The sequence below is a fragment of the Paenibacillus sp. J31R30 genome (assembly GCF_059692115.1).
Genome location: NZ_JCAUAV010000015.1, coordinates 115,612 through 138,345, shown reverse-complemented (window position 1 = coordinate 138,345; position 22,734 = coordinate 115,612). Strand labels below are relative to the sequence as shown.

General features: G+C 48.8%; 20 protein-coding genes. 9 read left to right on the top strand and 11 right to left on the bottom strand.

The window, feature by feature from the left end; genetic code table 11:
* The first annotated feature begins 474 nt into the window (after positions 1-474).
* The 5 genes from AC58QO_RS29870 (at position 475) to AC58QO_RS29850 (ending at position 7,388) form a co-directional block, all read left to right on the top strand.
* Positions 475-1,764: a glycosyl hydrolase family 18 protein gene (locus tag AC58QO_RS29870; protein WP_497272030.1), complete on the top strand. Its 1,290-nt coding sequence runs from the start codon at positions 475-477 to the stop codon at positions 1,762-1,764.
* A gap of 186 nt (positions 1,765-1,950) precedes the next feature.
* Positions 1,951-4,545 (top strand): Ig-like domain-containing protein, encoded by a 2,595-nt coding sequence (locus AC58QO_RS29865; RefSeq protein ID WP_497272028.1) that lies wholly within the window; start codon positions 1,951-1,953, stop codon positions 4,543-4,545.
* A gap of 178 nt (positions 4,546-4,723) precedes the next feature.
* A complete protein-coding gene (locus AC58QO_RS29860) occupies positions 4,724-5,122 on the top strand; it encodes a hypothetical protein (protein ID WP_497272026.1) in 399 nt (132 codons plus the stop codon).
* 216 nt (positions 5,123-5,338) lie between these two features.
* Positions 5,339-6,469, top strand: a complete 1,131-nt coding sequence (locus AC58QO_RS29855; protein ID WP_497272024.1) for a carbohydrate kinase — start codon at positions 5,339-5,341, stop codon at positions 6,467-6,469.
* Between the two features lie 4 nt (positions 6,470-6,473).
* Complete coding sequence (locus AC58QO_RS29850) at positions 6,474-7,388, top strand: pseudouridine-5'-phosphate glycosidase (RefSeq protein ID WP_497272022.1); 915 nt, start codon at positions 6,474-6,476, stop codon at positions 7,386-7,388.
* 197 nt (positions 7,389-7,585) lie between these two features.
* Here the strand turns inward: AC58QO_RS29850 and AC58QO_RS29845 are convergent, their stop codons facing one another.
* The 7 genes from AC58QO_RS29845 to AC58QO_RS29815 all read right to left on the bottom strand — a co-directional run bounded on the left by AC58QO_RS29845 (position 7,586) and on the right by AC58QO_RS29815 (position 14,167).
* Positions 7,586-7,750: a hypothetical protein gene (locus AC58QO_RS29845; protein ID WP_497272020.1), complete on the bottom strand. Its 165-nt coding sequence runs from the start codon at positions 7,748-7,750 to the stop codon at positions 7,586-7,588.
* A 52-nt stretch (positions 7,751-7,802) separates the two neighbouring features.
* Positions 7,803-9,059 carry a CehA/McbA family metallohydrolase gene (locus AC58QO_RS29840; protein WP_497272018.1) on the bottom strand — a complete coding sequence of 419 codons (1,257 nt, stop codon included), beginning with the start codon at positions 9,057-9,059 and terminating at the stop codon, positions 7,803-7,805.
* Positions 9,060-9,072: 13 nt separating this feature from the next.
* Positions 9,073-9,936, bottom strand: a complete 864-nt coding sequence (locus tag AC58QO_RS29835) for a carbohydrate ABC transporter permease (protein WP_497272016.1) — start codon at positions 9,934-9,936, stop codon at positions 9,073-9,075.
* 6 nt (positions 9,937-9,942) lie between these two features.
* A complete protein-coding gene (locus tag AC58QO_RS29830) occupies positions 9,943-10,818 on the bottom strand; it encodes an ABC transporter permease subunit (RefSeq protein WP_497272014.1) in 876 nt (291 codons plus the stop codon).
* 72 nt (positions 10,819-10,890) lie between these two features.
* Positions 10,891-12,309, bottom strand: a complete 1,419-nt coding sequence (locus AC58QO_RS29825) for an extracellular solute-binding protein (protein WP_497272012.1) — start codon at positions 12,307-12,309, stop codon at positions 10,891-10,893.
* A gap of 27 nt (positions 12,310-12,336) precedes the next feature.
* Positions 12,337-13,371, bottom strand: a complete 1,035-nt coding sequence (locus AC58QO_RS29820; RefSeq protein ID WP_497272010.1) for a LacI family DNA-binding transcriptional regulator — start codon at positions 13,369-13,371, stop codon at positions 12,337-12,339.
* 286 nt (positions 13,372-13,657) lie between these two features.
* Positions 13,658-14,167, bottom strand: a complete 510-nt coding sequence (locus tag AC58QO_RS29815; protein ID WP_497272008.1) for a DUF2269 family protein — start codon at positions 14,165-14,167, stop codon at positions 13,658-13,660.
* Between the two features lie 154 nt (positions 14,168-14,321).
* On the opposite strand from AC58QO_RS29815, the gene AC58QO_RS29810 reads away from it, so the two are divergent.
* Together AC58QO_RS29810 and AC58QO_RS29805 are read left to right on the top strand one after the other, a co-directional pair.
* A complete protein-coding gene (locus tag AC58QO_RS29810; protein WP_497272006.1) occupies positions 14,322-15,014 on the top strand; it encodes a response regulator transcription factor in 693 nt (230 codons plus the stop codon).
* Positions 15,011-16,381, top strand: coding sequence for a sensor histidine kinase (locus tag AC58QO_RS29805; RefSeq protein WP_497272004.1), 1,371 nt, complete (start codon positions 15,011-15,013; stop codon positions 16,379-16,381). The genes AC58QO_RS29810 and AC58QO_RS29805 overlap by 4 nt, the downstream gene beginning before the upstream one ends.
* Here the strand turns inward: AC58QO_RS29805 and AC58QO_RS29800 are convergent, their stop codons facing one another.
* The gene (locus tag AC58QO_RS29800; protein WP_497272002.1) at positions 16,382-16,969 is read right to left on the bottom strand and encodes a nitroreductase family protein; all 588 of its coding nucleotides are present in this window, start codon (positions 16,967-16,969) and stop codon (positions 16,382-16,384) included.
* An 857-nt stretch (positions 16,970-17,826) separates the two neighbouring features.
* Here AC58QO_RS29800 and AC58QO_RS29795 point away from each other — a divergent pair.
* Entirely contained in the window at positions 17,827-19,194 is a 1,368-nt protein-coding gene (locus AC58QO_RS29795) for an S-layer homology domain-containing protein (RefSeq protein ID WP_497272000.1), read from the top strand.
* A gap of 125 nt (positions 19,195-19,319) precedes the next feature.
* Complete coding sequence (locus tag AC58QO_RS29790) at positions 19,320-19,715, top strand: YuzC family spore coat inner layer protein (RefSeq protein ID WP_497271998.1); 396 nt, start codon at positions 19,320-19,322, stop codon at positions 19,713-19,715.
* Positions 19,716-19,782: 67 nt separating this feature from the next.
* On the opposite strand, the gene AC58QO_RS29785 is transcribed toward AC58QO_RS29790, so the two are convergent.
* From AC58QO_RS29785 to AC58QO_RS29775, 3 genes are read right to left on the bottom strand one after another with little or no spacing between them, the layout of a single operon-like run.
* Positions 19,783-20,580, bottom strand: a complete 798-nt coding sequence (locus tag AC58QO_RS29785; RefSeq protein ID WP_497271996.1) for an energy-coupling factor transporter transmembrane component T family protein — start codon at positions 20,578-20,580, stop codon at positions 19,783-19,785.
* A complete protein-coding gene (locus tag AC58QO_RS29780; protein WP_497271994.1) occupies positions 20,571-22,094 on the bottom strand; it encodes an ABC transporter ATP-binding protein in 1,524 nt (507 codons plus the stop codon). The genes AC58QO_RS29785 and AC58QO_RS29780 overlap by 10 nt, the downstream gene beginning before the upstream one ends.
* Positions 22,095-22,110: 16 nt before the next feature.
* Positions 22,111-22,707 (bottom strand): ECF transporter S component, encoded by a 597-nt coding sequence (locus AC58QO_RS29775; RefSeq protein ID WP_497271992.1) that lies wholly within the window; start codon positions 22,705-22,707, stop codon positions 22,111-22,113.
* Between the last annotated feature and the right edge of the window lie 27 nt (positions 22,708-22,734).

The following is a 22,734-nucleotide window of genomic DNA, read 5'->3' as shown; positions in this document are numbered from 1 at the left end:
CACGGCATAACGCTCTTGCGCACAAGTTTTGTGCGCTAGCATGCTGCCGATGCACGGCATGTCGCTCTTGCGCACAAGTTTTGTGCGCTAGCATGCTGCCGATGCACGGCATAACGCTCTTGCGCACAAGTTTTGTGCGCCAGCATGCTAATGCCTCTGGACCTCCTCTGCAGGCGAGTTAATCAGTATTTCCAAGGTTTTTCCACCTAAATCAACTCCGATGATCGACTAGTCTTCGCAAGCACTTTAACTGCTCCTTTCGAGACAGCCCCTCCCCATCTTTTTCTGCCAAGACATTCACCTATCGCCTACTTGCCGAATAGGATATAGAAAAGTAGGCTCGGATACAGTCATTTCCGACTCCCCATCTCCTGAGCCTCCCACTTTGGGCGTCTCAGATGCGCTTTAACAAGTTTCACAAGCTGAGACTGCCCTAACGGAGGCTCGGCTATCTTTTTCAAGGAGGAAAACCCTATGCAAATTCACGTTGTCCAAAAGGGGCAAACGCTGTATCGCATTTCGCAAACCTATGGCGTGTCGGTCGAAGAGGTGGCAGCGGCGAATGAGTTGACTCCCAGTCAATCGTTAGTCATCGGACAGGCATTAGTGATTCCGATTGTCGGCTCTTACTACTGGGTGCAGCCTGGCGAGGGCCTGTACCGAATCGCACAAAAGCTTGGCATAGATCTAGACACACTCGCTTCCGTTAATGGACTTACCTTATATCAACCCATTCCTAGCGGCTTTCGTTTGTATATCCCCCCAACCCCGCGCAAACAAGCTGAGGTGAATGCTTATATTGAGCCTAGAGGCGCGGATGTGTCGCCCGTTCTCGTGCAAGCTGCTCGCGAAGCAGCCCCTCATTTGACTTACTTAGCTCCCTTCAGCTTCCGTATTAATCGAGACGGCACGTTGGTCAACCCGCCGCTTAACAATATGCGAGAAATCGCGCAGCAGCATGGCGTCACCCTGATGATGGTGCTTACCAACCTGGAGAATGATCAATTCAGCGCAGAGCTTGGGCACGTGATCCTAAATGACGAGGCTGTTCAGAATCGCCTGCTCCAAAATATCGAAACAACCGCCGAGAAGCTCGGATTTAAAGATATTCATTTTGATATTGAACATCTGTTACCTGCGGATCGTGAAGCCTATAACAGGTTCCTGCGCAAAGCAGCGGATCGCTTTCATCGCAAAGGGTACCTGATCTCCACGGCACTCGCGCCGAAAACAAGTGCTACTCAAGCCGGTGCCTGGTACGAAGCCCATGATTATAAAGCGCATGGCCAAATAGTTGATTTTGTCATCATTATGACCTATGAATGGGGTTATAGCGGCGGACCACCTATGGCCGTTTCCCCGATTGGCCCTGTTCGTAAGGTGCTTGAATATGCACGCAGTGAAATGCCCTCATCCAAAATCATGATGGGTCAAAATTTATACGGCTACGACTGGACGTTGCCCTTTGTCCAAGGAGGCGCCTATGCCAAAGCGGTTTCACCGCAGGCTGCTATCGATTTGGCCCGTAAATATAACGCGCAAATTCTGTACGATTACACCGCGCAGGCTCCGCATTTTAACTATTGGGATGATGCTGGCAAGGAGCACACGGTCTGGTTTGAAGATGCACGCTCTATTCAAGCCAAATTCCGTTTGATTCAAGAGCTCGGTCTCCGCGGTATTAGTTATTGGAAACTGGGACTCAGGTTCCCGCAAAACTGGTTGCTGCTTGAGGAAAATTTCAAAATCGTAAAACGCGGATAACGCATAGAACCCCCTTCCTGTAACTGCATGCAGAGGGGGATTTCTTTTTTTCGACATAATCAACAAAATCTTTACAAATTAAATCCCCCTTTCCCTTCATTTTCCTTCATGAAATGCCGATGAAAATAGATATCTATTTTCACCAAGCAGATTCTAGCAACAGCTTTAAATGGAGGGAAATGAAGCATGAAGTTTAGTCGCAGTAAGTGGTTGTCTCTGGTTATTATTTTTGTACTACTAGCAAGTCAGGCCATTTTCACAGGAAGTGCTTTGGCAGCAGATGAAATTTCGAAGCTGGTTTTGAACAAAAATGAACTCAGCTTACAAGTCGGCACTACAGCCAACTTATCGGCTACAGCTATATTTGTCAGCGGTTCAACAGAAAATGCAACTGTCAAAACAGACTGGAATTCTGGATCAGCAGATGTGGCATCCGTGTACGCAGGTGTCGTCACTGCCAAAAAAGAAGGAAAAGCCGTCATTACGGCTACGTACTTGGGCAAAACGGAAGTTGTTACCGTGACAGTCACCAAGAAAGTGAAATCATTAACTACGGATAAGCAAGCTCTTGATCTTCGTCTCAATGCGACAGAGCAAGTGACAATTACGGCTTACTATGATGACGGCACCTCGGAGAATGTGACAAGCAAGGCTGATTACACCGTGAATGCGAGCTCAATCGCAACGGTGACGAATGGTTTAGTCAAAGGACAAAACCCTGGCAGTGGCACCATTACGGTTACCTATATGAACCAGACCCTCGTTCTGAACGTGGATGTCGAGGTTGTGCGTCGTCTAGATGCGGAGAAAGCGAATGTTTCCTTACTTCTAAATGGTACATCGAAAATTAAATTGATGGCGACCTACCCTGATGGCTCTGTTGATGACGTATCGAGTAAAGCGGTATGGACAACAGATAAATCAACTGTAGCCGATGCCCTCAAAGGGACGATTACAGGCTATAGTGTTGGTAAAGCGACTTTGACGGCTACTTATGGTACGAAATCTACAACCATCACCGTTGATGTTGATAGCACAGTGAAGCTTGAACTAGATAAACAAAGTATTTTGCTTAAGAAAAATGGGACAGGCTCCTTAAAGCTAACAGCCACCTACGCCAATGGGACCACGACGGATATTACGGATCGTGCGGAATGGACCTCCAGCAACGCAGATATCGTGAGCGTCACGAAAGGCCAACTCCTTGGCAGTGCGATCGGTGAAGCAACCGTATCTGCCAAGTATGGCGAGAAAGTCGTTACGGCTAAAGTAGACGTTGAAGTTCCTCGTCGTCTTGTCGTGGACACCGATCTTGCTACATTGAAAACAGGCGACACACAACAGCTTGTTTTACGCGCAACCTATGCCGATGGCACTACGGCTACCGTTACGGATAACGCAACTTGGAGTGTCGACGATGAGACTATCGCCATTGTCGTCAATGGTAAAATCACAACGTATAAAGCTGGTATTGCGAAAGTAACCGCAACCTATGGCGGCAAAACAACAACCACACAAGTGGAAGTTGATGTGCCTACAATGATTAAAACCTCACAAAAAATCGTCAACATGCAGATCGGTGATTCCGCTAACGTTGAGTTAACCGCTTATTTTAAAGACGGCCGCGAAGTCGATGTGACGGACAAAGCCACTTGGAAGACTAGCTCGAAAGATATTGCAGAGGTACGCGGCGGAGCCGTTACAGGAATTGCTACAGGCGCTGCTACAGTAACAACTGAATACGGGACACGGAAAGCCGTTATTCAAGTTTCGGTAGGCGAATTGAAGAGTCTGACGATTAGCGAAGAAAAGCTCATCATGAAGAAGGACGCATCCGTTACGCTAATAGCCAAAGCTTTGTATACCGATGACACAGAGAAAGTTGTTACCGATGATGTGATTTGGAGTAGCAGTAATATTAAAGCAGTCACTGTGGATAAAGGTGTCGTGAAGGCCATTGCATCCGGCGTGTCTACGCTGACCGCTCAACTGGATGATACAACGGTCACCATCCCTGTCCAAGTGGATATGGCAAGTGAACTGACAGCGAATGTGTCTAGCCTCATTTTTGATCTGAACGAAACACGAATCATCGCGCTTACAGCAACAGATGAGAACGAAGCATCACGTACAGTAACGAACGAGGCCGAGTGGAAATCAAGCAACAGCAGCATTGTTACGGTATCCAAAGGTCTCGTTAAGCCAGTTGCCCGCGGGAAAGCAACCATCACAGCGACCTATGGCGGTAAAAGTATTACCATTCCAGTAGAAATCGGCGTGATTGATGGACTAACGGCTGATAAAACATTCTTTGTAACCAAAAGCGGCGTTCAAACACAAGTGAAATTAACCGCTACATTGTCCGATGGTACAACGAAGGATGTCACTGATATCGCGATTTGGAAAGTTAGCTCCTACAAACTCGGTACGATCGACAAAGGACTTTTCACCGCAACAGCTTCAGGAAAAACCAATATTACAGGTTTCTATGGTGGCAAAACCGTATCGATTCCTGTCGAAATTGATTCTTTGAAATACTTGAAGACCAGTGTCGTTAAACTTACGCTGAAAGAAGGCGAAACAGCGAAAGTGGAAGCATTGGCTACGTATACCGATGGCTCGGAAGAAGATGTGACTAAGCCGGCACTATGGACAACGTCGAACATCATGAATGCAGACGTCAAAGACGGCATTATCAAAGCAACTGGCAAAGGGACCGCTCGTATTACCGTTACTTATGCCAACATGAAAACAACGGTTCAAGTAACCATCACGAAGTAAAGCTACTCCAGAACCGTTGCCATCCTAGTTATCTAGGGGGCGACGGTTCTTTTTACTTTGCCACTACGCCAACCTCCGCACCTCTCCATATCTCCATGCATAACTTCTCGTACACGGGGGAATATATGCTTACCTACACGAATGACCCCTATCTACTAAATACCTGGAGGTATGGATAATGGTTACCCGATCTTTCAAATTAGCTTCTATTTCTTTCCTTACTTTTTCTCTTCTACTCGGCGCACATCAATATCGGCTGCATGCACATGGTCACGACCAGCACGTTACACAGACGGATAATCTGCATAACTTGAAGACAGGCTCTGCCACGATGTATCAGACCAATCCCTTCGGCATGCCAGGGGCAGACGCACGTTTACTCCCTGCGAACAACCTGAACGGCTATGCTGCTGCTTATGGGATTACGCCGCCAACAGCCTTGAACGTATCGACGCTGCAAGCTCAGTCCGTCGCCGCTACACCAAAAAATAAATCCAAGCCTTGGTACGCTTACCTCGGTTTATTGGGCTTACTCGGTTTGCTTGGACTAGGCTCCCGCTCCAATTCCTCTTACTAGGAATAAAGCCAGAGCATGCTTCCTAGGCCTTGGATACAAGAGTTTCCGTCTGTCGTCTTTCACGAATGTGTTATTCACAACTTAAGGAGCCTAGTTCCTGATTGAGGAGGAATGGGCTTTTTTCGCATGCAGTAATAGACAAATGTTTATTTGATAGACTTTTGTTTTGCGTTGCGATAAAATAAGGAGAGAACGACGAAGGAGGGGGAGCTTAGCTTGGATCGTGAACAGCAAATTCTAGCGCTTATCCGTCAAAACCCATTCATTTCTCAGCATGAAATGGCCGGCATCATCGGTATCTCCCGATCCGCTGTGGCCGGTTATATTGCTTCGCTGACCAAGAAGGGAACGATTCGCGGCAGAGCGTATGTCACCTCGGATGATCAAATGGTTTTCTGCATCGGGGGAGCAAATCTCGACAGCAAAGCCGTTAGCAAGCAAGCTATCCGATTAGCTTCCTCCAATCCGGTAACGGTAACTGAGTCCTGTGGCGGCGTTGCTCGCAACATCGCTGAGGCTTTAGCTGGACTAGCTTGTCCAACAGCCCTCTTAACGGTGGTTGGTGACGATAAAGCAGGCCAGTGGGTACTGGCCGAAACCAAGCGTCGAGGCGTCGACGTCAGCCGTGCAATCGTGCTAAAAGGCGAGAACACGGGGTCATACACCGCCCTCCTAGACACTTCAGGCGAGATGTTTCTCGCTTTTGCCAATATGGACATTTATGATACATTCACACCTGACTTGCTCAGGGACAAATGGCCTCATCTTGCATCCGCCAAGCTCGTGATCGCGGATACGAATCTGCCAAGTGACACCTTGGAGGAACTGATCCGTCGCTGTCAGGAGGAGGATATCCCGCTCTTCATCGATCCTGTTTCCTCAGAGAAGGCTAAGAAGCTGCCGACCGATCTTTCTGGTGTAACAGCTATTTTTCCAAACTTAGAAGAAGCCGTACAACTCGCCCATACGCCCCTTACCATGGACCAAGATGTAATTGATATGTTCTATTTAGAACCTGACCATACGAAAGTCGCTGGTGTCATTCGAGATCGAGGCGTGAAGCATGTGTTCATTACGCTCGGCAGCCAGGGGGTTCTCTATGTAGGTGAAGAAGGTGAACAATTCTTCCCTCCGATTCCGACCAAAGTGGTGGAAGTTACAGGTGCAGGCGATGCTTTCTTAGCTGGTATTGTCTATGGCGTTACCCGTCAAGAATCGTTTCTGAAATCCTGTGAATACGGCCTTGCTGCCGCTCACATTACCCTGCAGACCAGTCAATCCACGTCCAACGAGCTGAACGAGGAACGCTTGCAACTTACGATAAACACGATGACCAAAGGAGATTAAACCCATGATACCTAACTCATACTTAACTTTTACTGACGAAGTGAAAGAAGCACTCGCGAACAATAAACCGATCGTAGCGTTGGAAACAACGATTATTTCTCATGGCATGCCGTACCCGCAGAATATCGAAATGGCGAAAAAGGTAGAGCAAATTATCCGCGATAATGGCGCTGTTCCGGCAACAATCGGCATCATGGATGGCAAAATCAAGATCGGCTTAAACGAGCAGGAGCTCGAAGCCTTCGCCACGAATGGTCATGTCGAAAAAGTGAGCCGCCGCGACTTCGCGTACATCCTCTCCTCTGGTAAAATCGGAGCGACCACAGTATCCGCGACAATGATCGGTGCTGCCTTAGCGGGCATCGAAGTTTTCGCTACTGGCGGTATTGGCGGTGTCCACCGCGAGGGAGAATCCTCGATGGACGTCTCCGCTGACTTGACGGAGCTTGCGGCGACCAACGTCGCCGTCGTCTGCGCCGGCGTGAAGTCGATCCTCGACATTGGACGAACGCTCGAGTATTTGGAAACCCACGGTGTGCCCGTGGTTGGTTATCAAACGAGCGAGTTCCCGTCCTTCTACGCCCGCGAGAGCGGCTACGGCGTAGACTTCCGCCTCGATGAGGCGGCCGATGTAGCTGCTATGCTCCGCACGAAGTGGGAGCTAGGCCTCAGCGGCGGCGCCGTCATCGCCAACCCGGTCCCAGCGGAATCCGCTATGGACCATGTCGAGATCGAAGCCGTCATCCAGCAAGCGCTGAATGAGGCCAAAGAGCAGAACGTGACCGGTAAGAAGGTCACGCCGTTCTTACTAGCGCGGATTAAGCAGCTGACTGAGGGGCGCAGCCTGGAGACGAACATCGCGCTCGTTTACCACAACGCGCAGACCGCCGCAAGGATTGCGGTAGCGTTGAAGAACTAATAGACTGAGGTGTCCCACACATACCATGTATGTGGCGGGGACACCTTTTTACTTGGAGGAAGACATTCCTCCAAATAACCTTATTCGTGTCTTGAGACAAATTAATCCGAGGGTATTTGCAAGAACAAAGGAGCTAAGCGCAAAACACGCTTAGCTCCTTCTCCATTTCAATATGGGCTCATTCTTTTTCCCTGCGATTATTCATTTTCGGAAGAACTCGCATTAGAGGATGAATTTGCTTGAAATACCTCAGCAGCTTCCTCAGCAGAAAACTCTGTATCATCTTGACCAGGGACAGGCAATTTATTTAATTCCGTGGATTGAACTGCTGCTTTGCTTGCCTGATTATTGGATTGGGGCATTACTGACACCTCCCTCATTAAATTCACAACAAAGGATAGTTTGCCACAACTATCAATCCATATACAGCGGATTACTTACAGCCGCGAGAAGTGTCTCTTGAACCTCGGTGAAATAGCGCCATACCTCTGCCCGGTAAAAGGTTCTTCCTTCCATTTCACCCAACAGCTCCAGCGATTGCTCATGGTACGCTACACACGAGACCTCTACGCCTCGGTCTGAGATCAGTTTCACGTTATCGCCTACCTGCAGCTCATTGACAACAAGCTTAACCTTCCCCTGACGCTCTGGTGCCTGTGCAGGCACAACGTCGCCCATGTGATATGGCCCTGCGTTAAGCTCCAGCGTAGGTCCTTCTGGCGAGAAGCTTAGAAACACTCTACCAGTGTCGATCCCCTCCAGTACCCCTTGGGCTGTCCGACTAGCTGCATACACCCAGGTTGTCGGCATGCTGTGCCAGATGTAGCCTCCTTGACTATGGAAATCACTGCCGCCTACAGCAATCAAGCGTTTGCCGCTGCACAGCTGCTCATGCCACCAAGTTAACGTTCGTTGATTCGCTTCCCGCCAAGGACCATTCCAAATTTCTACCCAATCGTAATCAACTGTCCAAGCCCATTCCCAATTACAATTAGGACAATGGGGATGATTGAGTACAATGCGCGCGCCGTTATTTCTTGCTTCTTGCATACGTTCCTGTACCTGCTCCGAGCTTACCGCGCGGAAATCTTCGACAGGGCGAACCGCTCCCAGAAAGTTGGCATGTCCATGATTCGTGGTTAGCTCCATACCAGGGATCAGAACGATACCCGTCTCCCTCGGATATGCAAGGTTCTGACTGTACGTGTTATGATCGGTCATCGCTAGAAAATCACAACCTAGCTCCGCCATTATCTTGGCATTCTCAGCCACGGTCAGCGCCCCATCACTATGAACCGTGTGCATGTGGAGATCGCCCTTAAGCCAACGGCCTTGCATCGTTGTGCATGTCACCTCTACTCGCGCCGTACAACCCGCAGGCGGAATCCGGTACGTCCCTAGTAATACAGACCACTCGCCCGCCACTAATTCGCCGGGGATATAACCAGGGGTCGCTTGTTCTACTTCTATGAAAAATTCAGAGCGCGCGCCCCCGCTCCAACCTCGTACACGCTCGGAATCCTTAACACCTAAATCAATGACACAATCCCCTGGTCCATTCGCTTCCACTTCGATACGAACGTGAATGCGTTCCATATTGCTAGTAACCTGAAAGGGCACCTCCAAATAACGATCCATTTCCTCATTTGTAATCAGACGAGTTATGATCATTGCGCTTCACTCCCTATTCCTTCGTAGCTCCTACCATCAGGCCGGTAACGAAATATTTTTGGACAAACGGATAGATAACAACTAACGGTATCAATGCCAACATAACCCCAGCCATTCGTACATTCGGTGTCATGAATAAATTACTGCTTGTGGAATCAGATTGAATAACCAATGCGCGCAGCGCTACTTGCAGCGTATATAGCTTTTGATTAGTAATATACAATAGCCCCGGCGTAAGCTGATTCCATCGGGACACGAATTCAAACAAAGTAATCGTCGCCAGACCTGGTTTAGCTAGCGGCACATACATGGTGGAGAAAATTCGAAACTCTCCTGCACCATCGATCTTGGCCGATTCTGCCATTTCATAGGATACGGCGCCAAAGAAATTCCGCATTAATAAAATACTGAAGCCAGAGATTAAACCATACAGAACTAATGCGGATACTGTATTTAATAGACCAAGCTCTTTATTTACTACGTAGAGCGGGATCATAACCGCTTCATTCGGCACCATCATCGTGAGAAGAATAAAGCTTGTCAGCAGCTTCCGTCCAGGCAGGCCCTTATGCAGCAGCACATAGCCCGCCATCGCGCAGAGCAGCACATGCGCGAATGAGCCGAGTACCGTGACGAGTACATTCATGCCGAATGGTCTCCACAGCTCGATGCGCTGCCACACCGTCCGGTATCCTTCCATACTTAGCTCCGATGGCCACAACCGAAGTCCTGCATGCATAGACGAGATATTAGAGGAAATCGAAATCATAAAGGTATTCCAAATCGGCAAAATCATGGTAGCCACGAGCAGCAGCAAGAATAGACCGTTGGCTAATTGAAAGGGGAAATCTTGTCTATTTAACGATTTATTCCTCATACGAATTCACTCCTCGTCATAACGGATTAATTTCCTAGTCATAAACACCAGGATTAACGTTGCCAGCACAACCAGAAAGCCTGCTGCTGAAGCGACGCCCATGTTAAACTCAAGGATCCCTTTTTGGTACGTGTATGTCATCAAGACATCAACCTTCCGAGCAATAACAGGATTACTCAGAATCATCATTTGATCAAACATACGAAGCATACCAATCATATTCAGAAGTGTAACGACCTTCATGGTCGGAATAAGCTGTGGTAAGGTCACATAACGAATTTGCTGCCAGCGTCCCGCACCATCCATCCGAGCAGCTTCATATAGGGAAGGGGAGATCGAGACTATTGCAGCTAAGTAGAGAATGCAGGTAAAGCCCATTTCTTTCCACGTATTCGTCAGTATCATTAAATATCGCGCATAATCAACCTCTGCAAAAAAATGAATCGGCTTCGCTGCTCCTAGCAGCTTCAACAGCTCATTGACAAATCCGCCGTCTGGCGACAACATCATGATCCAAATCCCGCCTACAACAACCCAAGAGAATAAATGCGGTAAGTATATGATCATTTGTGTCAGCTTTTTGAACCACGTCTTTAGTACTTCATTCAAGGATAAAGCCACAATAATTGGGGCAAAGAAGCCTAATACGAGCATACCCGCTCCAATCACTACAGTGTTTTCCAATACGCGCCAGAAAATCGGATCATGCCAAACCGCTTGGTAATTCTGTAGTCCAACGAAAGGACGATCCCCGATCATACGGAATTTTTGCATCGATATTTGTAGTCCCTTAAACAACGGGAAATAAGAGAAAATCGCAAAATAGATCACAATTGGTAGCATCATGACATACAACACACGATAGCGAGCCCATGCCGTCACTTGTTATTCCCCCTTGTCTGTGAAAAGTAAAGCGGCGGCTGGGGAGTAGCCCCCGCCCCCGCTTCTGCTCATTTAGTCAATTAAGTTCACAGCTTTCAGCTCATCATGCATCTTCTTCACAGCATCTGCCGCTGGCATTTTGCCCATCATCGCTTGGAACGCATAGTTCGTCACGATTTTCTCAGCATTAGGCCAATCTTTCGTGGAGTTCTCAATCGTTGCGTTGTTATCAAAAATGATTTGGCGCCCTTCGAGTGCACCCGGCAATGTGCCAATCGGATTCTTAAAGTTAGTGTTGTTCGGGAATGGTGCTCCATGATCCATCCCATGGCTAAGACCATCAGGAGTTAACGTGTATTTCCCGTCTTTCACTGTGTAATCTGTCCCTTCAATCCCTAGTGTGCTCAGGATATTACCTTTGTCCGACTGCCAAAACTCCAGGAACTTCACAGCGGTATCCACATGCTCGGCATTCACTGGAATTCCCCAAACACTTGGATCTCCACGACGAAGCATCACTTTGCCATCAGGGCCAACAGCACCTGGAATTGCTTTCGCTTTAAAGTTAGGGTCATCCGTTTTCTTCATATTGTTAAAGAGACCTACCCATGCATCCCAGTACGTAACCATACCTACACGGTTCGTTAGAAAAAGCTCTCTCATTTTGCCAGAATCATTGGTCGCAAAGTTGGGATCTAAAATGCCTTCCTTATACAGCTTTGCAAACCATTCGTAGATAGGAACCGCTGCATCTGTCGCGTAAGGAATCGTACGCTTACCAGCCGCATCAACCACATATTTATATTTCACACCTGCTGCGCTCATAAAGCCCTGAATATCATATAAGCCTGCCGTAGACAATCCGTACGTATCGTCCTTGCCGTTGCCGTCTGGATCCTTCTCTTTGAACGCCTTCAAGGTTTGATAGAAATCATCCAGTGTCTTCGGCTGCTGCAGCTTCAGCTTGTCCATCCAGTCTTGACGAACAGTCGGCAGTGTGCCGCCTTCTGATTTATTAAATACACTGTAGATCTTCCCGCCATTGTAAGTAATCATGTCCCATTCTTTGGTAGGAATGACTTTCGGATCCGATAATACTTTAGAAGCTTTAATTTTATCGTTTAACGGAAGCAGAGCTCCTTGATCAACTAGAACGTCCATATTGCCTTTCCCCATATAGACGAGGTCATACTTCTCGCCAGCTGCTATTGCTGCATAAAGCTTCTTATCGTAATCTGCTGCTGGTTTCTCAATCGTCACCTTAATCCCTGTCAAGCGTTCAACTTCCTTCTCAAATAACGCATTCTCTTCTGGCGTTTTCCCTCCGACAACACCACTGAGAATGCGCAGCGTTTCTTGCTTGGCTGGCTTGGATGTCTCACTAGGTGAGCTTGCCTGTGATTCTGTTCCTGTTTTCGTGCTGCATGCGGTCACAAGTAAACTTGTAGATAGGGCAACAGCTGCGATCATTCCTGCTTTTTTATTCAACATGGGTATGGCCTCCTATTTGGTTCTTCTCTATTTGTTAGTATCTGTTCTCACTTTGGCACATGAATCTCTAAAAACGAGGCTTGCTGGAATTAAGATGCGTTTGACAATGGGGTTCGGTTCACGCAGCTGTTCAATCAGCAGCTTGGCTGCTTCACTCCCTAACACTTCTCCATTCAGCCTAACACCCGTCAGCGGCGGTTTAAATTCAGGAGCATAAATCGAATCGTCGCTAAAAGCGAACACAGATAAGTCTTCTGGTATTCGCAGCTTAAGTTCATCGGCAGCTTGGTAAACGCCTAATGCAACTTTATCTGAATCGGTAATAATGGCCGTAATCTGCGGGTAAGAAACCAGTAGTCGCTTGGTCATCTGATAGCCATAAACCGTCGATGTTATTTTCCCATCCTTATAGACGATGAGCTTAGGTTCAAAAGACACACCTGCCTTTTGGAAGGCTCTAATGAAACCCATTTCGCGATCTTGCGATACTGTTCGTTCCTTCTGTGTGTTCAGAAATGCGATGTGCGTATGGCCTAACTGCAGCAGATGTTCCGTAACAAGTTGTCCCATACCAATGTTGTCGTTATCGACATATGACACACGGGATTCGAACTCTCGATGCGGTCTTCCAATGACTACGAGCGGTAGATTTCGCATGATTCGTTCTGAGATTCGTTCATCATTTTCAACGGGATCGAGAAGAATGTCGCCATCAACAGGGTCTGTCGCTACATACTCAACTTGCTTGGAGAATTGGGTCGACAGTGTGTTTACAAGCAAACGATAACCCTGGCTATAGCACTCTTTTAACACACCATTAAAAAGGCCAAGATGAAACTGACTAAATTTCACCTGTTCACCCGGCATATTAAGTCCAATAATATTCGTACGTTTGTTCGCTAGACTTCGAGCCCAATAATTCGGTCTGTAGTTCAGATCCAGAGCAGCATCCAGAACGCGCTGTGACACCTCCTTGCTAATGGGTCTCTTCTTACTAAACACGTTTGAAACGGTGCTTTTGGACACCCTAGCTACTTTCGCAACATCATCTATGTTTGCCATATGGGCTCGCCTCACTTCTCTTTAATAGTAAACCGGTTTTATCAAGGCAGTTTCATGGCTGGTTAAATGAATTGTAAATAAAACAAGCTTTGTAAATAGGGAGTTTCCACTAATTTCAAGGGTTTTCTAGGTTTTTCAGCATAAAAAATGAAATAAATCATGAAACCGGTTCGACGATTTCCTTTATTACGTTAAACAAAAAAAAGAAGAACCCATGGCTTTTACTCCGCCACTAGTTCTTCTTCCCATTTCGAGTTATGGACTCTTTCATCTTCTATTCTACTCGCTAACTTGCAACAGCCTGCTTTTTCTTTTTCCACGGCCGAAACACCGAAATACAAAGGATAAACACCGTAACAGCGACTTGCACGTAGATCGCATATTGACGCATCGTCTGATTGTGCAGAAACTCTGGATTCGTTAATGCCAGTGCTTTTTCCGTTTCTAAAAGCGTCATATTGGCCAGCATTAACTTATCCACAACGAATATGCCCATGATGGTCTGTCCGACAAAAAGAATCCATTTCACGGTGACCCACCGATGCTTGAAAAACCCCCAGCTTGTCAGCAGGCCATACAAAAAGCCTACAAGCAATGTGCCCACCGCCCCCGTTCGAATAATGCTGTCACTGATGACCACAATCCTTTTATATGTTGCAAGTGTGTCATCATAGGTGGCAAGGCTAATGCCCATATTTAAGGCTAATGAACTCATGATGCCGCCAAAAAATAGCGAAACAAGCGAGATATGCACAATTTTCAACCATTTCATGCCGACTGGACTTAATTTTTTCATTGATAATCCTCCCCATGCGTTAACTAAGGAGCATTATACCTTCACAATGTTGTGAACTTGTGAAGATGCGTTGCGATTTGGATGAATGTCCCCACAAGCTGGTAGAGTAAAGGTATACTAAGTTTAATTCGTTATGGAAATGAGGATTATGGGCATGACACATACGCTTTTACTCGTCGATGATGAGCGACAGGTGCTTGAATTCATGGAGCCCTATCTGCGGCAGGAAGGCTTTCATATTGTAACAGCTACAACGGGAACGCAAGCTTTGGCGCTCGCCCACGAACATAAACCTGCACTCGTTGTCCTAGACTGGATGCTGCCAGAAATGAGCGGAATCGAGGTTTGTCGGCGTTTGCGCAGCGGGTCCAGCCACGTCGGGATCATTATGGTTACGGCGAGAACGGATGAGACGGATAAAATTGTGGGTCTTGAGGTCGGCGCCGATGATTATTTGACGAAGCCATTTTCCCTGCGGGAGCTGGCAGCCCGAATTCGTTCGGTCCTGAGAAGGCTCGCTTTCCATGAAAAGGGCGAAGCGGAGGAACTACAACGCGGCGATTTGACGATTCATGAGGCGAAATGTCTGGTCCGTAAACGGGGCCAAGAGATCTCGCTCACGCCAACGGAGTTTAAGCTGTTAATCACATTGGCAGCGAGACCAGGGATTGTGTACAGCCGACTACAATTGCTGCAAAGCGCGTTGGAGGATGACTTTCTGAACGACGAACGTACCGTAGATGCGCACATTAGTCACCTGAGAAAGAAAATTGAGGACAATCCTTCATCTCCCCTTTTCGTGCAGACGGTATATGGATTCGGCTATCGGTTCGGTGATCAGCTATGAGTGTAAGGCGCAAGCTGTTTATTACGATGATTTCCTTCATTGTGGGAATGGGCATCATCTTTGCAGTGGTCACACAGTTCTTGACGAAGGATGTGCTGCAGGTGATGGTCGAAGCCTCGCGGCAGGATGAAATCGGCGAAGTTTCACAGTCTCTCCTGCAATACTATCAAACGACTGGAGAGACATGGACGGGGATTGAATCTTATTGGGCAGCTCACCTTCCTAAGACATTTAGGGAAAAAGGGGCAAGTGTGATCCTGATGGCTCCGGATTCCCATGTCGTGTTGACGAGCGGGGATACTCCGGTTAAAAGAGTCCGAACCTTCGGCATTCGCAGCAACCTCATGTTGGGTGACGAACGGATTGGCACATTGATCTACCATGATGCAGGTGCGGAAGTGATGTCCCAGCTGCGCATTGGCGTTCTCAGCTCGACCCGTTTCCTGCTCATCGCAGGGACTTTCGTCTTCGTGGTGTTTTCCTTCTTCCTAATCTATTGGCTCGCTAGACGACTAACCGCTCCTCTTCGTTCGCTCATTCCTGTGCTCGATCGATTAGGCAAAGGCGAATACGGCATTCAAGCGCCTGTGACCAGCCGAGATGAGTATGGCAAGGTAGCTGAAGCCTTTAATGTGATGTCTGCGCAGCTCGGGCAAGCAGAGATGCTGCGCCGGAACATGGCCGCTGACGTGGCGCATGAGCTGAGGACACCGCTGACTATCATCAGCGGTAAGCTTGAACTGCTCCAGCAGGAGGCGCATCCCATTCTGCCGGAAGTGCTGCTGCCGCTGCAGGATGAGCTCATTCGCTTAACGCGGCTTGTTGATGACCTCCATCAGCTATCGCTGGCAGAAGCCAAAAAGCTTCCGCTAGAACGGAAGCCTGTTGATATGCATAGTCTTCTAGAACGCATTGTGGAACATCTTGCGCCAGATGCACAGAGTAAGGCTGTGAAGCTCTCACTTCATGGCGCTGTGGAGAATACCGTTCTCTGGGTCGACGCTCATCGGATGACGCAAGTGTTCTATAACTTGTTGACCAATGCCATCCGGTATACGCCCGAGGGTGGTGAGGTCAAAGTATGTATAGAGAGGTTGGGTGATCGTCACCTTCGTCTCTCCGTTCGCGATACTGGCATGGGCATCGATGCCGCGCATCTGCCGTTCCTGTTCGAGCGTTTCTACCGAATGGACGAAGCTCGTGCCCGTAATAGCGGCGGTATGGGGCTTGGTCTCGCCATCGCCAAGCAATTGATTGTGGCCCATGAAGGGACCATCGAAGTGAGCAGTCGATTGGGGGAAGGCTCCGTGTTTACGGTCACGCTCCCCTTCAACACGCGTGCTATATCTAATTTGGTGACGGGGTGATTACTCCGTTACCCATTGCGTTTTCAAGGCAAAAGGAACACGCGCCGCCTTCGTTGGAATGACTTCCGGATAACCAACGTAGATGAAGCCGACCATCTCTTCTTTGCCTGAGAGACCGAAGTTCTCTTGCATTTTCGGATGATACGTGGGATCACCTGTACGCCAGATCGTGCCCAAGCCCAGCGCATGCGCGGCTAGCATCATATTCTGTACAGCGCAGTGCACAGCCGCATACTCCTCAATCACGGGTACGACCGGCTTCTCGGACGGAGACACAGCTACAGCGATCACGAGCGGAGCTCGAAACGCTTTCTTCTCAGTGCTGTTGCGAAGCTGCTCTTCTTCTTCCTCCGTCAGTGCCGCATCTGCACCTGACTTCGCTTCCGCAATGGCGACCTCGGCGTATCCGCGCCCTAATAGTTTTCTGCCTTCGCCCGACATCACCCAGAACCGCCAAGGTTCCGTATTCGCGTGATTCGGTGCCCAGACAGCCGCTTCCAATATCTCTTCAATCAGCGCGTGCTCGACGGGATCCTGCTTGAGTTTCCCAATACTGCGCCGCTGGCGAATCGCTTCTTTCACTTCCATGCTTCCCACTCCCACTTTCAGCTAATATCATAACTTAACTGTACATGTTCCCACACGCATTTTCAATTTCCGTCTTCATCGGACACGATGGCGCAGTGCTCATACAGCCAACAATCTAAGCAAGGGACCCTCCAAGCCATGAATATGGCGGGGGCCTCTCTTTTGTGAAGGCTGCAACAGTGCAAAAAGGCAACCTTTCCAGCGGCTGGACCGCCCGATCTAACATACATGCAAATAGGCAACTATTTCCGCCACCACGCCACTTCTGAGCACCTTTTCGGTCTAAAAGGTTGCACTTACGCACTTATTTCCCACCGTTTCGCCGTTTTCTCCCAAAATAAGTGCCTTGTAGCATCTTTGACCACTTACGCGCAAAAAAAGGATCCCTACGAGCCTAACCTCGCGGGATCCTTTTTCAAATCGTCTATGTATCATACCTTATTTATCTTTTTTCGCGTGTGAACCGTCGCAGTTCCCCTCAACATTTTGCGTGTTTCCGCATGCACATTTACCCATGATCTCTACCTCCTCCAAATGTTATCTTGTTGAGTTCAGTCTACCTCAACTCACTTACATTTGTAAAGTAGTTAATTAAAAGTTAGCAAATGAGGATAATTATCATTCTCAGTGGACCAATTTCACGCAAGTCAGACGTCCTATTCAGTGTTCTATCCGTCGGAAGGAAAGATAACTTCACATGAATTTAGCACTCTCTTGGTTCGACTGCCAGAAATTTGACAGTGACGTGGATGCTCAGGCAAGCTATAGTTGTAGCAACAAGACAAGCACGTGAAATACTAGATGTCCTGATCTGCTAGAAACACAAATCTAGTAACATGCCAAGGAGGCCTTCCTATATGAAATCTAATAAAAAACTTACACTGATCTCGACGGCTGCCATGGCTTTATCCTTATTCACTTCTCTGGCACTCGTTCAACCTGCCTCCGCTGCCGTTAAAACAAGCGCTGATTTTACAGATTTAGCTGGAAGCAACGCAGCTTTGAAGACCAAAATCGATCGTATGATCGCTGATGGTATTTTCGAAGGCGTCTCGGATACAACTTTCGGAATTGCGCAAAATATGACTCGTGCTCAATTCGCTAAAGTGGCTACGAAAATCTACAATGTCCCGGTTGATCTTACTATTAACGTGTCCAGCTTCACGGATGTTCATGCGAATGACACGGCTAACGGTTGGGCGATCCCTTATATTGAAGCGGCCAAAAAAGCCGGTCTCATCGACGGCGTTACAGATACAACCTTCCACCCTGGCGAATCCGTTACCGCGGCCCAGTTGGATACCGTGCTTCTTAAAGGATTAGGAAAAACAGTTTCTATGGCCAGTTCGCCTTGGTACACTGATGCGGTTAAGCAGGCCACTGCACTAGGTATTCATCCAACTAGCAAAGGTGGGGACCAAGCCGCGACTCGTGAGGACCTCGTTCTTAGCTCATATGGGGCTCAAGATGCATTTAACGCTCAGAAGCCGCCGGTCGTATCACCATCTACCCCAAGCAATGTATCCATTGTAGGTGATTACCATTTAGCTAGTGTCATCGATAGTGGTTTAACTAACTCGGCTACAGGTATCATCACAAAAACGATAGCTGAAGATCCTACTCAAAGTAAATTTGCAAAAGAGATCAAAGTAAAATTCACATCACCTGCTGGTGAAGATGTTGCCATTCCGGGAATTGTACAGTCTGTTGTCTCTTTAGATCCTAGCATTGCCAAAGTAGGCCTTACTTCCGACCATCATGCCTACGTGCTGGGGATCAAACCAGGAACTACTGACGTAAGTGTTATTGTGCAAATTGGTACAGGGGAAGCCAAACAACTGCATGTCAGCGTAACTGTCCAGAGTGATCCTGTTACTGTGAAGACTTTGACTGCAGGGGAAACTTCCATTACTGAACTCATGGCAATAGATGTAGCTGACAATGTGTACAAAGCTAATTTCAACGCTTACACAGCCATGGATCTTACGGCTACAGATAGCTATGGAAACATTTACAAGGGCCTCGACATTCCTAATTACAACTTTGCTCTAGGCACTTTATTTATCACGAATGATGTGCGAGGCGAAGCAGGTTCCACTGTTGGCTCGGTATCCGTTGATTCCGATGGCATCGTGCATGTAACGGGAAATGTGACATATTTTGAACTTACAGCTGTTTCAGCAACGGGTGTAAAAGTTACTAGTTACGTTACACTAACGAAATAAAGTGAAGTTGAACGAAGGAATGCAGCTCCCCACCTGGGGAGCTTTTTTTGTACGAGGATGCACACTCGCCTACATCATACATATATTGCTAGTGCCCATCATTTTACAGAAAGGGGTCGGTCTCGATGTACAACGACCCAACCTTGTATCCTTATCCCCCAGTTCAGTATCATCTGTATCCAGTTCATCCCTATCACTATGCACCATACTGGGCGTGGGACCGCGACTTTCCGCCAGTGGATACCAAAATGCTTTCTAATTCAGTCGTGATCTCTGAGCACTTGCTAAAGGATGCCTCCATGGTCGTCAAAAAGCTCACAGACCCCTCAATCGCACAGCAATTAATGACGAATGCTCAAAGCGGCAACAAAAAAGAAGTAGATCGTATCGTTAATACCTTCGGTAGTGACTCGAATATCGAAACTAGCTACTCTCCCAGTGCTGTACAGTTCGTGGTTGGTCCACGCATCACCGGAAATCCATGCTGCCGAGTCACCCTAATGCTCAAATGGGGCGAATAATGAAAAAGAGCAATCCAATCCTCATAAGGGGTTAGATTGCTCTTTTTGATTTACTTCTCCTACACAATCAACGGATATCCACACTGCTCAGAAGCGGCCACGTTACCGCTAGCCAATGAGCTGCTGCAATGAGCATGACCCAGTAGAGGCTGTAATACACATCCAACTTGGAGTAGGAGGATACATAATAGTACGTGCGTTTACGACTCATCGAAAAACGCTTCGCTTCCATCGCCACCGCCGTCCTGTGGGCACGGCGAATGCTTTGAGCCAGCAGCGGAATGGCGATCATCCGCATCGTGGTGTACCACGACGTCAGCGGATTCCGCTGCTTGCGCTTGCCCCTGACCTTGAGCGCATAGCGAAGCGTCTGCAGCTCTTCAAGGATGACTGGCAGCATGCGCAAGGCCGCCAGGAAGCTGTACGCATACTTCGGCGCGACCTTCCACTGCTGCATCATCGCGTAGAACAACGCGACAGGCCGCGTGGTCAAACTGAACAGCAGGCCTACGGCGGCCACCTGCATACCGCGCAAACCAAGATGGATGCCGCGGTAGAAGCTTTCCTCGGTGATGCGAATAATCCCCAAGTGAAACCATAGGGTCTCTCCGTTTCCGAACATCATCATCCCAGCTGAGGATGACACAAAAAGCAGCAGAAATGGCGAAGTATACAGCAGCAATCTTTTGGCTGGATGACCCGACAACAAGGCTAGCGGGAGCAATGCGCCGATCGTCAGGAACAGCATCATGTTGATATTATGGGTGAAGACGACCACGATGAATAGCAGAATCGACAAGACGAGCTTCACCCCCGGGTTCACCCGGTGCAGCCACGTTTCGCGAAAGCTGAACGTTATTTGCATAGCTGCGGCTCACCTCCCGTGGCTAATCGAGCTGGCGCGGGCGCGCCTTCCGTCACGCGCCCAGCTTCGACCTGCCAGACGCGCGTGGCCCAGCGCTGGACGATCTCGTGATCGTGGGTCACCATCACGATCACGGTTCCGCTGGCGCGCAGCCGCTCCAGCTGCTCGAGCATGCGCAGCGTGCCGCGCGCATCGAGCCCGAAGGTGGGCTCATCCAGCAGCAGGATCCGCGGCCCGCGAACCATCGCGGACGCCACACTGAGCCTGCGCTTCTGGCCCATCGAGAGCTGGAACGGGTGCCGCTCGCGCAGCGCGAGCAGGTCGTACTCTTGGAGTAGCTGCTCAGCCGCTGCCCACTGGCCCCTCTGCTGACCCTTTGGCAAGCCATAGCTCAGCTCTTCCTCCACGGAGTTCGTGACGAACTGGAACTCTGGGTTCTGAAACACGAAGCCGACTTGCTCCGCAAGCTGCTCGACTTTGTTGCCCTTCACACCCGCGATCACACAGCTTCCGCGGGTCGGGATGAGCCGCATGATCGCGAGGAGGAGCGAGCTTTTGCCAGCACCGTTGGCACCGATAACGGTGATCCAGTCACCTGGATAGACGCTAAAGTTATCCACAGAGGTCCTGATCTGCCCGCCGCGAAGCCCTGCGAAATCCTGAAAAACCATAACGGGCTCAAGGGACTTTGCGCCTTCTGGTGCTCTCCTCGGGTCGTCTCTTCTCACTCCCGCTAGCTCTTGACTGATCCCCTGTTCCAGCACTCCCGCAACAGCCCTATTTCCTTGCTCCTTGGCATAATCCTCCCACACCGCGGGATACCAAATGCCATATTCCCTCATTTGATCTTTGTACATCTCGAACATGGCTTGCGGCGGTCCATCTGCTAGCACCCTACCCTCGGGTGTCAGGATGATCAATCGATCGAGTAAATCCAACATGCCGCTAATTTTATGCTCTACGATGAGAAGGGTTTTGTCCCCGCTTATCTTCCTGATCGTGTCCCATACTTGTTTCGTGCCCTCATCATCTAGCAGCGCCGTGGGCTCGTCGAGAAAGAGCACCTCTGGCTCTAGCGCCAGCACACTAGCAATCGCTAGCCGCTGCTTCATCCCTTGAGACAGCGTACTTATCAGCGTGTGCGCATCACTCATCTGCAGCCCAACCAAGTCCAAATAATGCCGAATACGCGCAGGCATCTCTTCCCTTGGCACTTCCTGATTTTCCAGCACGAACGCGATCTCTTCGTCAATATAAGGCATACAGAACTGTGTATCCGGATCTTGAAACACATACCCCCACCGGCTAGGTCTGTGAATCTCATCCGCTTTCAGCGGCAGCTCGATCATGTCAGGCACGATCCCGCTTAGTACCTGAAGCAGGGTCGATTTGCCGCAGCCGCTTGGCCCCAGAAGCAGTACTTTCTCGCCTGGCCTGGTGGAAAAGGAAACCCCCTGAAAGATCAGGGGGGCGTCATCGCCAGGATATTTTAACCTCAGATTCGTAACGCTCATTCCCTCACTCATCTTGTTACCCCAGTACGTCGTAATCTTTTTTGGACACCGGACGAATCAGATTCAGTACACCTGTGCGAGACAATGCACTCGTTAAATAGTACGCGAACACGCCAGCGATCAAAGCGCTGCCCAGTAATCGCAGGCTAATGAACAATACGTAATTCCAGAAGCTGAGCTGTTCAATATAGCCATAATAGGTATCCACGAAGATGGACATGATCGCTGAAGCGAAAGCCGCGAGGATGGTTACCCCAACATTCGTACGGCGATAGCGGAATGCCGCAAACACTAGCTCCGCACCAAGCCCTTGAAGTAAACCAAATACAAGCGTCCCCACTCCCCAATGCCCGCCATACAACGCCTCAATTGTTGCTGCCGCCAGTTCTGCTAATAGGGCAACTCCTGGCTTTCGGATAACGAGGAACGCGAAGGTAGCTGCCATGAACCACATCCCATAGCTTAACTGCTCCACATGCAAGCCTAGCGGCTTCATCAGATCGTACAACGGTCCCCATACCCGATAAATCACACCGAACACCGCGGATATCACAATCGTGATCAAAATATCGGTCAGCTTCAACCCTTGTTTTCTTGCTTCCTTTTGCGCCATCTTCTACTCGACTCCTTTTCCCAAATC